The organism is Haladaptatus sp. AB618 (assembly GCF_024136965.1).
Classification (GTDB): Archaea; Halobacteriota; Halobacteria; order Halobacteriales; family Haladaptataceae; genus Haladaptatus.
This window is the reverse complement of sequence record NZ_JAMYJX010000002.1, coordinates 543,923-556,780: the sequence shown is the minus strand read 5'-3', so window position 1 is coordinate 556,780 and position 12,858 is coordinate 543,923. Positions and strand designations below refer to the sequence as shown.

Below are 12,858 nucleotides of genomic sequence, written 5' to 3'. Positions count from 1 at the left end.
CCCACCCCGCACCGCGACAGCCACACCCTCCCCAGCCGATTCGCTCCACTCACTTCGCTCGTTCCGCTCATCCCTCGTACGATTCTTCCGAGGCGGTTCGGCCGGGGCGCTGGCCGAACCGCCTCGTCAGCGCGCGCCATCCAGCCGGATGGGGTGGGCGCTACGGGCCAACCGTACGGCGCGCGACGTCCTCGTGAGCACAGCGAACGAGTGGCTTGTCAGAGCTGTGCTCTGACGGTGGGTGAAAGGGGCCGACCGCGAACGGTCGGGGGATTTCTAGGCATTCATCGTAGTCGTTGCAGTCGCGCCAGAACAAGAATCACCTCGGAGCGAACGGGCGAGGGCTTTCGGGGTCTGCTTCTCAGTAACTCCAATCACAAACCCACCAAACACGTCTCGTAACCAGCGACCTACCAAAAATAGACACGCAAGAAAAACGGACTACCCTCCCTTCACTCGTCGCGCAGTTCTTTCACGCGAGCGATGTTCCACGAGAAGCCTTTCCCGTCTTCAGTCGGCGTCTCCAGCACCAGCGGCACGTCCTCCAGTTCGGGGTGGTTGATGATGGCGGACATGCCCTCCTCGCCGATGTAGCCCTCGCCGATGAGGGCGTGTTCGTCCTTGTTGGTGCCACACTCGTGTTTCGAATCGTTGAGGTGGATGCATTTCAGGTGTTCGAGGCCGACGACCTCGTCGAACTCCTCGACCGTTTCCTCGACGCCCTCCTTCGTGGAGAGGTCGTAACCCGCGGCGAAGGCGTGGGCGGTGTCAACACAAACGTCCAAATCCTGCTCCGACTTGTCGAGCACTGCGGCGAGGTGTTCGAAGTCGCCGCCGAGTTTGGTGCCGCTTCCGGCGTCGCTCTCGATGAGGACGGTGACGCCGTCTGGGATGTCGAGTTCGTCCAGCGCGCTGGCGGCGTTGTTCAGGCCGCCTTCGACGCCCGCGCCGGTGTGTGCGCCGAGGTGGACGTTGACGTATTCGATGCCGAGTTCGTCCGCGGCGTCCACTTCGGTCTGCATGCTGGCGATGGATTTCGCCCGGAGGTCGTCCTTCGGCGTGCAGAGGTTGACGAGGTACGACGAGTGGATGACCCACGGGCCGTCGAGTTTCTCGTCGGTTTCGTTCACGAACAGTTCGACCTCCTCGTCGCTGAGGTCCGGGTCCTGCCAGACCTGCGGGGACGTGGTGAAAATCTGTCCGCAGTTGCCGCCGAACGTGACCTGGCGGCAGACGGCGTTCGCGATGTTGCCGTGGGGTGGTTTCGTCTCGTCGCTCGTCACCTTCGAACTGGACATGGAAACGTGTGCGCCGACTCGCATACTCACAGCCTCCCGTTCGGGGGTCAAAGGCACTTCGAAGCGTCGGCGAGGAACCGTACCGAAACCGACATTTCCGCGAACCGAACCGTTAACTCGGTCGGATGGAAGGAATCCGTATGCCCGGATCAGGTGTCCTGTCGGTTGGGGACGACGCACCCGAGTTCAGCGCACCACTCGTGACAGCGAACGGGGAGGTATTGGAGCGCGAGTTATCGTCACTTCTCTCGGACGGGCCGGTGCTCCTCTCGTTTTACCCGAACGACTTCACGCCCGACTGCATCGAGGAGTGGTGTTCGTTCCGCGATTACGACTGGTTCGCGAGCGGCGGCGAGGTACAGGTCGTCGGCGTGAGCAAATCCCGTCCCGCGGCACACCGCCGGTTCATCGACTACCTCGGCATCCAGTTCCCGCTGTACACCGACAGCGACCTCGACGTCGCAAGCAAATACGGCGTGAAGTATCGCGTTTTCAAAACCGTCCACCGGGCGAAGCGCTCGTGCTTCCTCATCGACCAATCCGGCGTCGTCCGGTACGCGTGGGTAAGCGACCACCCCATCGACCCGACGCTGGGACAACCGCCGCTCGGCGAGATTCACGAGGCCATCGTCGATTCGTTCGGGTCGGAACCCGAGACGTTCGGGTTCTGAGCCCGCTGGTTGCCGTTTTCAGGCAGATGTCCGTATACGTGGGCCTCGTTCACGAGATGGCACGTTACGTTTCTGATGCGGACCCACGAATTCATCATCCATTCTTATCAACACTTGGTTATGCCGACTGACGCAGCGGACTCCGAACATGATCGGTCCATTCAGATCCCATTCGAAGCACAAGTTGGGGTTGCACTGGTCTCCCTGGGATACGGTGTGGCAGTCCTCTCCAATACTATCCAAAACCAAATCCCGGCAGTCGTGTGGTTCGCGGCCGCTGCTGGCCTGTTGGGATATGCTGTGCATCAGGTTCGATTTTCCTGAGACACTCGTAGAGAATTCACCTCACACGGTCGGGTCCTCGTGGCGCTGTGTCCAGGGTTCGCTCTCGAACTTCGCTTTCGCGTGCTCGCGTGCGCGGGCCACCTCGTCGTCCGTCCACTCGCCGTCGGGTGCATCCGCCCAGTCGTGAAGCGCCTCCTCGACGGCGGTCACGGCGTCGGCGCGGTCGATACTGACTTCCTCGTTGATGGTCGTCACGCGCTCGTGGAACTGCGCCGCCGTCGTCTCGGGGTTCGCAAACGTCGAGAGGTGGCGCTTCGCGTCGAGTGCGAACTTCAGGGAGCCGTGCTGGATGACGGCGTCCTTGCGCCGATACTGGGCGTTACCGCTGATCTTCCGTCCGTTCGCCACGATATCGTGGGCGGGGTGGAGTTCCCGGAGGTAACACGCGGGTTGGTGGATGACCGGAAGTTTCTCCTCGGTAAACCCCGCGTCGACGCCCATCCGCTCGAACGCGTCGAAAATCGGCTCACAGAGCAGTTCGTAGGTCTCCATCAGGTTTCCCGGCAGTTCGTCGGCGGGCGCGATGATGGAGTAGGAGATGTCGCCGTAGTTGTCGTGATAAATGCCGCCGCCGCCGGTCGGCCGCCGCGTGACGGTGATCCCTTCGTCCTCGCAGAACTCCCAATCGACCGTCTCCGGTTCCTGACGGTAGCCGAGCGACAGGGTGCTCGGGTCCCAACGATACACACGAAGGGTTCGCGGGCCGCCGTTCGCGGCGGTCTCGGCTGCGATTTCGTCAAGTGCCATGTTCAGCGGTCCGTCCCACGATTCTTCTCGAACGAGTCGCCACTCCCTATCCGCCAGCGTCATGCTACGACGTTCGCATGGCTGGACGAAATCGGTTACGGACGACCGGCGGCGAACGGTGCGAAAGTCGGTTCCGACGCGACGCTACTCGCTCACTCCCTGCCACAGCAGGAACAACACGACGATGAGCAGGAGTTGAACCAGTTTGTCCGCGAGTCCGAGCGGATCGTAGACGTTCGGCCATCGCAGACCGAAGTAAGCGGCGAACTGAATGCCCGTGTAGGCGATGCCGACCGGATACAGGACTTCCCGATCGAACCCCAGCCAGAGGAGGACTATCGCCCCGAAAAAGCCGAGTCCGGCGAGGATGAACAACACCCCGATGAAACCCTCGCCGAGGTCCTCTATTCCCTCGTAGATGTGAATCACACCGGTAATCGCCGCCAGCAGGATACCGACGTAATCGAGCGACACCAACGCGGTGGAACGGTCGAACCACGAACGGGTTTCGGTCGCCATACGAGCGTCCCAACCGGGAATCGGTTAGCGATGACGGCCACCGGTTTTCAGCCCGACCAATGGAATCGTTGGTTTACGGTCGGTCGATTCGAAACGGAACGGCATGACCGACCACGGACAGAAGGTCACCGGTTCGTTCGTCAACGGCGTCGCCGTCACGGTGTCGTCGGGGCGTGAGAACTACACAACCAACTAAATATTTCGCCATCGTAACAGGTTCATGCGCCTTGTACAGGTGCTCGTTCCGCGCGGTAAGCGAGACGCGGTTCTCGATGCGTTGGACGAGGAGGGGGTGGACTACGCGGTGTTCGACGAAACCGGGCGGACGGAGTTCTCCGCGCTGGTCACGTTTCCGGTACCGCCGAGCGCCGTCGAGCCGATTCTCGAAAAGCTACGCAAAGCGGGGGTAGAGGAGGACGCGTTCACCATCGTTCTGCAACCCGAAACCGTGGTGTCGAAGCGAATCGCCGAACTCAAGCAGCGCTACTCGGGGTTCAACATCGCCCGCGAGGAACTCCGCGAACGGGCGGCCGAGATGGCCCCCGAGAGTTCGACGTTCTTCTCGATGACGTTCATCAGCACCATCATCGCCGCGACCGGCCTGCTCCTCGATTCGTCGGCCGTCATCATCGGCGCGATGGTCATCGCGCCACTGATGGGTCCGGCGATGGCGGCCAGCGTGGGGACGGTCGTGGACGAACCGAAACTGGCGGAGCGGGGCGTCCAGTACCAGATAACAGGCCTGCTGGTCGCCATCGCGAGCGCCGCCCTGTTCGGTTTTCTCGTCCAAGGGACGGTACTCATCCCGCCCGGTCTCGACATCCGGACGGTTCCGGCCATCACGGAGCGGTTCACGCCGAACTTCCTCTCACTACTGCTGGCCCTCGGCGCGGGTGCGGCGGGCGTCATCAGCCTCATGCGCGGTGCCGGATCGGTCATCGTCGGCGTGATGATCGCCGTCGCGCTCGTTCCTCCGGCGGCGACGGTCGGTCTCGGCATCGCGTGGCTCGATTTCGGTGTCGCACTGGGCGCGACCGTGAACGTCCTCGTAAACCTGCTGTCGATAAACCTCACCGCGCTGGCGTTGCTGTGGGTGTCGGGCTATCGTCCCGAACGGGTGCGGTCCGTCGGCGAAGCGCGTTCGAGAACCCTCTGGCGGATAGCGATCATCGTCGTCGCCATCGCCGTGCTCTCGCTCGGCTTGGGTCTCGTCACCTACGGGACGAACCGAACCACGGTGTACCAGGAGCAAGCGAACGGGGAAATCAACAAACTGTTCGTCGGACCGAACGCGGAGTACTCGGACTACCAACTCGTGGATACCACGGTGACGTATCGTCCGCTGGATTTCTATCAGGGGAAACCCGCTCACGTTCGCATCGTGACCGATCCGGAAGGGGAACCGCCGAACGACCTCGCACAGCAAATCGACCGCAAAATAACGCAGCGCACGGGACAGAAGACGACCGTCGAGGTCGTCTTCGTCCGATCACAGAAGTCGTCCTAGTCGGTTCGGCGGAATCGGCGTATCCCGATAGTCGGTAGGGATTTCGTGATCGGGACGCGACGTGAGTTCGTGACGGAGACCCCGAAAGCCGGACTGTTACACCACGTCGAACTGTACGCCAGCGATTTCCGCTCGTCGAGATCGTTCTGGGGATGGTTGCTCACCGAACTCGGCTACGACGTGTGTCAGGACTGGGACGGCGGACGGTCGTGGAAACGGGGCGGGACGTACATCGTTCTCGTGCAAGCGGACGAGAAGTTTCGGGACGAACCGTACCACCGCCGTCGGCCGGGGTTGAACCACCTCGCATTTCACGCCGAATCGCGCGACCACGTGGACGAGTTCACCGAGATGTTGCGGGCGCGGGACGTACCGATCCTGTACGAGGACGACCACCCTTACGCGGGCGGCGACGACCACTACGCGGTGTACTTCGAGGACCCCGAACGGATCAAGGTCGAACTCGTCGCGCCGGGGTGATGTACTACGGCGCTTTGATGTAGCCGTAGCCCTCGGCCTGCAATTTGGCGAGTTCGCCGGATCCGGACGGGACCCCCTCCACGCCGGGAAGCAAATCGTCGTCCGTCGCGCCCATACCCCGGAGTGCGTTCCGGCAAGCACGGAGGGCGACGTCCCGATTTTTCATCTCTTCGACCAACTCCGACAGGGCGCTCGTCGCTTCGACGAACATCCGGATACCCGCACCGTTGGCGAGGACGACGACGTCGTCGTCCGGCGCGGAGACGCTTTCGTCCATCACGAGGTTCAGCGTGTTCGCGACGGCTTCCCGCTGGTCGTTCGGGTCGGGGCTAGAAACGTGGATGACGGTCTTCATCATAGGGCGGGCAACGCGGAGGGACATAACCGGAGTACGAATTCGTCGGACCGTTTCGGAGCGGGATGATACTGCTAACTGTTAACACGGTTGGTGGCTACCTCCCAATGGGGGGAACAGATATGAGCGATTCATCGGCACCGGAGTACAGTCCGTTCGTCACGCCGGAGAGCCCGGGCGAACGAATGGGGTTCGACGGGTGTGACGTCCACGTCGTCCACCACGACCCCGGCACCGAGCGGGAGGAGCATACACACGGCGAAGAACACATCATCTTCATCCGAGCGGGGCGGATGGAGTGGAGCGTGGACGGCGAAGCACGCGAAACCGGACCGGGCGACACCGTCGTCACGCCAACGGACGTGCCGCACGGGTGGAAGGTGCTCGGCGACGAACCGTCACAAGTCGTCTGCGTCACCGCGCCGCCGGAACCCGAGAGCGAACCCGGCGAGCGGTAAAAAGTGCTGTTCGTTCGCGTTTCGCGCGCTATCGCCCGCGAACGAACGTTTCGATTCGATTCATGGCCTCGCGCAGGTCGGCCATGCCGGTCGCGTAGGAGGCGCGGAAGTGGCCCGCGCCACCGTCCCCAAACACGCTTCCGGGGACGACGGCCACGCCCTGTTCCGTGAGGAGTTCCTCGGCGAACGTCTCGTCGTCGCCGCCGCAAGCGGGGAACGCGTAGAACGCGCCGCTGGCCTCGAAGCACTCCAAGCCCATCTCCTCGAACCGCGAGAGGACGAACCGACGACGGCGGTTGTACTCGTCGTGCATCTCGACCACGCTGTCCTCGCAACTCCGGAGCGCCTCCAGCGCGGCGTACTGTGCGGTGACGGGGGCCGAAAGCATCGAATACTGGTGAATCCGGTTCATCGCCGTGATGGTTTCTGGCGGGGCGAGCGCGTAGCCCAACCGAAGCCCGGTCATCGCATACGCTTTCGAGAAGCCGTTGAAGACGACCGTTCGTTCGCGCATACCGGGGAACGTGGCGATGGAGGTGTGGTCGCCGTCGTAGGTGAGCGCGGCGTAAATCTCGTCCGAGAGGACGAACAGGTCGTGCTCGCGGGCGAACTCCGCGACCTCCGCGAGTTGGTCGCGACTCATCGTCGCCCCGGTCGGGTTGTTCGGATAGCACAGCATCAGCGCCTCGGCGTCGGCCGCCCCGGCACGTTCGAGGTCGTCGTACGTCAGGGCGAACCCGTTCTCCGCCCGCGTCGGGACCGACAGCGGTTCGCCGCCCGCGAAGACGACGCCGGGGACGTAGGAGATGTACGACGGTTGGTGGACCGCCACGGTGTCGCCGGGGTTCACCAGCGCGCGCATTGCCACGTCGATGGCTTCGCTCGCGCCCGCCGTCACCAGAATCTCATCGTCCGGGTCGTACTCGTGATCGTAACGCCGGACGTGGTCGGCGATGGCTCGCCGAAGGTCCCGGCGGCCGCGGTTCGCGGTGTAGGACGTTTTTCCGCGCTCCAGCGCGTCGATGGCGGCGGTTCGGGCGGCCCACGGCGCGGAGAAGTCCGGTTCGCCGACACCCAAGGAGATCACGTCGTCGCGCTCCTCGGCGAGTTCGAAGAACCGACGGATGCCGGACGGCGGAACCTGTTGAACTCGGTCGGCCGGTTTCATGGCGAGATCGAGAGGCGGTCGTCCTCGTCGCGGTCCTCGAACTCGATGCCGCGTTCCTTGTACGTCTCCATCACGAAGTGGGTGACCGTCTGGGTCACCTCCGGGATGGGTGCGATCTGCTCGGAGACGAAGTTCGACACGTCGTGCATCGAATCGCCCTCGACGTCGATCGCGAAGTCGTAATCGCCGCTGACCAGTCTGAGCGAGACGACCTGCGGGAACTTGGCGATTCGGCGGGCAATCTCCTCGTAGCCGGTTTCCCGGTCGAGTTCGACGTTGAGTTCGACCTCCCCTTGGACGTGTTCGTCGTCCACGTTGTGCCAGTCCACGACCGCTTGATAGCCGCGAACGACGCCGTCCGCTTCGAGTTTTTCGATCCCTGATTCGACTTCCGTCTCCGACAGCCCGGTCTGTCGTGCGAGGTCCGTGGGGCTTTCGCGGGCGTTCGACAGCAGCAGTTCGAGCAGTTCCCGTTTCGGTTCCATAGAATCCCGTTCTAGACGCGAGCACAAGTAGTTTGGTCGTGTGTGACAAGAATTGCCATTGTAAGCCGGAGAGACAGTCGTCTCTGCATGATCAAGTCGTTGATGCCAGTGGTCGGGGAACAGAAACTGGATGACGCGGGTTCGAGAAGCGACGCGGGAGGACGCGGATGACATTCTGACGCTTCACGTCGCGGCGATCCGTGCGTTCGGCGCGGACGCGTACGACGAAGAGCAGGTCGCGGCGTGGGCCGAGAAGGCCGATGGAACCGCGGGATATCCCATCGACGAACCGGGTCACTACCTCGTGGTTGCAGAAGCTGACGGGGTTGTCGGATACGGTCATCTCGTCCCGGAAAACGAGGAAGTGCGGGCGGTGTACGTGCATCCGGACGCCGCTCGACGAGGTGTCGGGTCGGCGGTTCTCTCCCATCTGGAGGGGTACGCTCGCGGTGCCGGATTGTCCCGACTCGAACTGTGGTCGTCACGCAACGCTGTCGCGTTCTACGAGCGGACGGGCTACCGTCCCGTGACCGAAGAGGCGATCACGAAGAGGTACGACGGACGCGACGTCGTGCTCCCGGTGGTCGTGATGGAAAAGCGGTTGGAATAACGGTCCACGAGACTGTTCGGGTTAGCTACGTGACGGGATGTCAGGAAAACCAAAAAGGATAAACAGCGTTTAGGCCTGCCTAAACACGTATGTCTGGAACACCACCGAACCCGTCCCGACGCGACTATCTCCGGGGCGGCGGTGCGCTCGTCGTCGGCGGGTTGCTCGCCGGATGCAGTGACAATGGCTCGAAATCGGCGAATGGACAGACGGATACCTCGGACACCGGAAATACGTCCTCGAACGACGGTGGCCCGTACTCGGTTTCGATGTCGCCGATGGGGAACGTCGAGTTCGATGGTGTCCCGAAAAGCGCCTTCGTGATTTTCCCGCAGTACGCCGACATGGCCGTCGCGCTCGGCCACGGCGACGCGGTCAACGCCATCTACGTGCCGGAGATGTCCGGCAAGACGATGAACACGTACTACGACCGACTCGACGGCGTCTCCTTCGAGTGGAAGGACTTGCCGAACGCCTTGGGGAGCAGTCTGAGCGAGGAGCAACTCTACCAACTCGACAGCGACGTGCACTTCGCCGATCCCGCCTACGTCTCCACCCAGAAGAACTGGTCGAAGTCGGACGTCGAAAAAGTCGGGAAGAACGTCGGGCCGTGGTTCGGCAACTTCTACAGCGGAACGAACGGCGAACCGCCGAAAGGGTACCGCGACGGCTACCAGTACTACGGCCTCTGGGACATGTTCGGCAAGGTGGCGGACGTGTTCCAGGAGAAGGAGCGCTACGACGCGATCAAAGGGATTCACGACGACGTGATCTCGACCATTAAAGAGAAGCTCCCGCCTAAAACGGAGCGACCGACGGCCGTCCGCGTCACCTACAGCGACGGGAAGTTCTACACGTATCACCTCAACAAACCCGGCTACTGGCTGGCCGACACCCGCCCGCTCGCGGCGAAGGATGCCTTCGCGGAGAAGGACTGGGGCAGCCTCTGGGGCACCGTCGATTACGAGACGATGCTCGAAGTGGACCCGGACGTCATCCTCCACCTCTGGGGCGTCTCGCCGGGCTACTACGTTCAGGACATGAAGAAGAAGATCCAAAACCACCCCGCCGGAGGGAAGCTCTCGGCCATCGAGAACGACCGCTTCTACGCGTCCGGAATGCGGTATCAGGGGCCGCTCATGAACCTCTTCCAGTTGGAGATGACCGCGAAGCAACTGTACCCGGACCAGTTCGGCGAGTGGCCGGGCTACGAGAAGAAGAAGCCGTACCCCGAGATTCCCGAGGACGAACGGCTGTTCGACCGCACGAAGCTAGCCGACATCGTCACCGGAAAATAGCTACCACCAGGTCGCTTTCACCGACTCGCCTCTTTCCGTCTCCGGTTTCGTCCCGTACAACGCGGCCGAGTGGACCTCGACCGGACTCCACGGCTCGAACTCCCCTTGGCCGCACATGTTCCACCACTTCTCCTCCGCCCGATTCCAGTAGACGCCGTCGAAGTTGAGTTCGGGACAGTACCACGTCCCCGTCGTGTCCATGATGAAATCGACGCCCCACGGCTCCGAGAACGCGTCCGCGATTCGCTCGGCGTACCGGCGCGGGGCCGACAGGTCCACGTCCGCGATTACGGGTTCGAGGTAGTCGTAGGTGTCGTCACAGACGTTCGTCGCCCGCTCGGCGGTCATCGGCGTGTGGCCGAGAACCTCACTGTCTTCCACGAAGAACCGAACCGACGGGTGGCAGTTGTGCTTCGGATGGATGCAGAAGTCGAAGTCGAGCCACTCGCGCACGACCAACCCGTCCCCGTGCGGCCACCCCTGTTCGAGGTTCTGGGTGAGCAACGACTCGACGACGTCGTCGATGACTTCCGGGTCGCGGCGATAGATGAACGACCCGTCGCGCAACCGCACCGTCGCGGCCTTGACCTGCGTCCGGACGAACGCGCGGTCGTACTCGTTTTTCTCCATGAACGCGAGGATATCGTCCGTCTCCCAGTGAATCCCGTCCTCGTCCGTTTCGAGGGCGACGAACGTCGTCTTCGGAACCGGCACGTCCAACTCGCGAAGCCGGGACCAGTAGCTGTCGAACCGACACCGTTCGTCGGCGAAGTTCGTGATGTGGAGTGACGGGGAGGGCATTGAGAACAGTTCAGCCGGGAGTCACATCACTGTATCGCCGGAACACCCCCCGAGACGGGGGAGTTCGGGCGATGACCGTCGAGAACACGGGAGACTCTCGACTCATTTCATATCGTGCCATACGATTTATTGGTGAATTCGACCGCAACCGTTCGCGCTGTCATCGAGAAGCGGGAACCGTATTCTACGGGAGCAACTCGACCACAATCAAATATTCTGAGAGAATATCCGTCATTCTATCGTATTCTGCAAACCATCATGGCGTGACCGTATCAATATAAGGGACTGCCGGACGTTGGCATGGGCGTACCCATGTCAGATGCTAGCGCACGGACAGTACGTGAGCAGTGGGGGAGTCGGTTCGGCTTCCTCATGGCGATGCTCGGGGCGATGGTCGGCGCGGGAAACATATGGCGAATGCCGTTCACGACCGGCGAGAACGGGGGTGGAGCGTTTCTCGTGGCGTACATCATCCTCCTGTTCCTCATCGCCGTCCCCGGCCTGATGGCCGAGACGGTGTTCGGGTCGTACACGGACCGGGGCGTCATCGGGGCGTTCAAATCCGCCTTCGGCGAGGGTCGGGCGGAAGGACTCGGGTTGGTCGTCGTCCTCGTGAACATCGCGTTGATGTCGTACTACGCGCCCATCATCGGGTGGACGCTGTACTACGCGGCGCACTCGCTCCTGTTGACCTTCTCGCAATCGGGATTCCAATCGCAGGCGTTCTGGGACTCGTTTTCCGGATCGCCGATGCTCACCGTCGGGATGGACACGCTCGCGATGGCGGCGACGGCGGGCGTTCTCCTGTTCGGCATCAAGGACGGCATCGAGCGCGTCGTCAAATGGATGATCCCGTTCCTCGTCCTCGCGCTCATCGCGATCGGAATCAAGGGACTCACGCTCCCCGGCGCGATGGACGGACTCGCGTTCGCGTTCACCCCGAAATGGGAGTACCTCAGTAAATCGTCCACCTGGATCGCCGCGCTCGGACAGGCGCTGTTCTCGACCGGTCTGGGTTGGGGGATCGCACTCACCTTCGGGAGTTACCTCAGCAAGAACGACGACGTGCCACTCGGCGGTGGCGTCTTCACCGCCATCGGCAACACGAGCGTCGGACTGCTCGCCATCTTCGCCACCTTCCCGGCGGTGTTCGCGTTCGGTTTCGAACCGAGCGACGGTTCCAAACTGGCGTTCGTCGTGCTCCCCAAAGTGTTCGGAGGCATGGCGGGCGGGCAGATATGGGCCATCCTGTTCTTCGTCGGCTTCCTGTTCGCGACGTTCTCGTCCGGACTCGCCATCACGGAAGTCGCGGTGACGACGATTTCCGAGGAGACGAGATTGAGCCGGAAGAGCACCGTGCTCGCCGTCGTCGGGGGCATCTGGCTGCTCAGCCTACCGAGCGCGTACTCCGGGGACTTCCTCAACACGATGGACTTCATGTTCGGGAACTGGGGCCTGCCGCTCGCGACCCTGCTCATCATCCTGACCGTCGGGTGGAAACTCGAAGCCGAACCCATACGCGTCGTCGCGCTCAACCGCAATTCGGACATCCACGTCGGCAGATGGTGGGTCGGCATCATCAAGTACCTCATCCCGATAGTGATGGTGTTGATAATGGCCATATACGTCGTGACAAACGTGAGCAAATCGCTAGCCCAGACGGTAGGTGGCGTCGTGCTGATGGCCGTCCTGCTCGTCGGTTCCGTCCTCATCATGGGTGCGCTTCGCGGCCGCGGAGGCTCGCGTGATGCACCGGAAACCGCGACGGGAGGAGGTGATTGAGATGGCACTCTCGCTAATCACGTGGATCGTCATGTTCGGTGCGATCATCGTCCTCTGGGGAACCGCGGTGTGGGCGCTCGTTCGCTCCCTCCGTGACGAGGACGAGAAACTCGAACTGCTGGACGAACAGGGCGAAATCGACACCTACTCGCCGCGCTCGCTGACCGAACTCCGGGAGTGGATACGGGCGAATCCCGGCGACAAGCACGCGGACGAGGCCCGTGACCGATACAACGAGTGTGTCGAGACGCTCAGACGAATCGACACGACGTTCTACGACTGGGATCGGAGCGAGATAGACTCGCTCGAAAAGCTGTAGTGCGGTAATTCCGCC

General features: G+C 62.4%; 15 protein-coding genes. 8 read left to right on the top strand and 7 right to left on the bottom strand.

Annotation, left to right across the window (positions count from 1 at the left end; translation table 11 throughout):
- Positions 1 to 452: 452 nt before the first annotated feature.
- A complete protein-coding gene (locus NKF26_RS09680) occupies positions 453 to 1,322 on the bottom strand; it encodes a deoxyribonuclease IV (RefSeq protein WP_066143715.1) in 870 nt (289 codons plus the stop codon).
- Between the two features lie 116 nt (positions 1,323 to 1,438).
- Between NKF26_RS09680 and NKF26_RS09675 the strand changes: the two genes are divergently transcribed.
- Complete coding sequence (locus tag NKF26_RS09675) at positions 1,439 to 1,969, top strand: redoxin domain-containing protein (protein ID WP_253234237.1); 531 nt, start codon at positions 1,439 to 1,441, stop codon at positions 1,967 to 1,969.
- Positions 1,970 to 2,314: 345 nt separating this feature from the next.
- Here NKF26_RS09675 and NKF26_RS09670 read toward each other — a convergent pair whose 3' ends face one another.
- A complete protein-coding gene (locus NKF26_RS09670) occupies positions 2,315 to 3,124 on the bottom strand; it encodes a biotin/lipoate A/B protein ligase family protein (protein WP_253234236.1) in 810 nt (269 codons plus the stop codon).
- An 81-nt stretch (positions 3,125 to 3,205) separates the two neighbouring features.
- The gene (locus NKF26_RS09665; RefSeq protein ID WP_253226460.1) at positions 3,206 to 3,580 is read right to left on the bottom strand and encodes a hypothetical protein; all 375 of its coding nucleotides are present in this window, start codon (positions 3,578 to 3,580) and stop codon (positions 3,206 to 3,208) included.
- Between the two features lie 220 nt (positions 3,581 to 3,800).
- Between NKF26_RS09665 and NKF26_RS09660 the strand changes: the two genes are divergently transcribed.
- Entirely contained in the window at positions 3,801 to 5,087 is a 1,287-nt protein-coding gene (locus NKF26_RS09660; protein WP_253226461.1) for a TIGR00341 family protein, read from the top strand.
- Between the two features lie 69 nt (positions 5,088 to 5,156).
- Positions 5,157 to 5,567, top strand: coding sequence for a VOC family protein (locus NKF26_RS09655; RefSeq protein ID WP_253234235.1), 411 nt, complete (start codon positions 5,157 to 5,159; stop codon positions 5,565 to 5,567).
- Between the two features lie 4 nt (positions 5,568 to 5,571).
- Here NKF26_RS09655 and NKF26_RS09650 read toward each other — a convergent pair whose 3' ends face one another.
- The gene (locus NKF26_RS09650; RefSeq protein WP_253234234.1) at positions 5,572 to 5,922 is read right to left on the bottom strand and encodes a DsrE family protein; all 351 of its coding nucleotides are present in this window, start codon (positions 5,920 to 5,922) and stop codon (positions 5,572 to 5,574) included.
- Between the two features lie 122 nt (positions 5,923 to 6,044).
- On the opposite strand from NKF26_RS09650, the gene NKF26_RS09645 reads away from it, so the two are divergent.
- A complete protein-coding gene (locus tag NKF26_RS09645; protein ID WP_253226464.1) occupies positions 6,045 to 6,380 on the top strand; it encodes a cupin domain-containing protein in 336 nt (111 codons plus the stop codon).
- Between the two features lie 28 nt (positions 6,381 to 6,408).
- Here the strand turns inward: NKF26_RS09645 and NKF26_RS09640 are convergent, their stop codons facing one another.
- Positions 6,409 to 7,548, bottom strand: coding sequence for a pyridoxal phosphate-dependent aminotransferase (locus NKF26_RS09640; RefSeq protein WP_253234233.1), 1,140 nt, complete (start codon positions 7,546 to 7,548; stop codon positions 6,409 to 6,411).
- Positions 7,545 to 8,033: an Lrp/AsnC family transcriptional regulator gene (locus tag NKF26_RS09635; RefSeq protein WP_253234232.1), complete on the bottom strand. Its 489-nt coding sequence runs from the start codon at positions 8,031 to 8,033 to the stop codon at positions 7,545 to 7,547. The genes NKF26_RS09640 and NKF26_RS09635 overlap by 4 nt, the downstream gene beginning before the upstream one ends.
- A 130-nt stretch (positions 8,034 to 8,163) precedes the next feature.
- Between NKF26_RS09635 and NKF26_RS09630 the strand changes: the two genes are divergently transcribed.
- Positions 8,164 to 8,643 carry a GNAT family N-acetyltransferase gene (locus NKF26_RS09630; protein WP_253234231.1) on the top strand — a complete coding sequence of 160 codons (480 nt, stop codon included), beginning with the start codon at positions 8,164 to 8,166 and terminating at the stop codon, positions 8,641 to 8,643.
- A gap of 89 nt (positions 8,644 to 8,732) precedes the next feature.
- Positions 8,733 to 9,941 (top strand): ABC transporter substrate-binding protein, encoded by a 1,209-nt coding sequence (locus NKF26_RS09625; RefSeq protein WP_253234230.1) that lies wholly within the window; start codon positions 8,733 to 8,735, stop codon positions 9,939 to 9,941.
- Here NKF26_RS09625 and NKF26_RS09620 read toward each other — a convergent pair whose 3' ends face one another.
- A complete protein-coding gene (locus NKF26_RS09620) occupies positions 9,942 to 10,742 on the bottom strand; it encodes an ATP-grasp domain-containing protein (RefSeq protein WP_253226469.1) in 801 nt (266 codons plus the stop codon).
- 312 nt (positions 10,743 to 11,054) lie between these two features.
- Here NKF26_RS09620 and NKF26_RS09615 point away from each other — a divergent pair, with 312 nt between their 5' ends.
- Both NKF26_RS09615 and NKF26_RS09610 read left to right on the top strand, forming a co-directional pair.
- Entirely contained in the window at positions 11,055 to 12,524 is a 1,470-nt protein-coding gene (locus NKF26_RS09615) for a sodium-dependent transporter (RefSeq protein ID WP_253234229.1), read from the top strand.
- A 1-nt stretch (position 12,525) separates the two neighbouring features.
- A complete protein-coding gene (locus tag NKF26_RS09610; protein WP_253234228.1) occupies positions 12,526 to 12,843 on the top strand; it encodes a hypothetical protein in 318 nt (105 codons plus the stop codon).
- Positions 12,844 to 12,858: the final 15 nt, after the last annotated feature.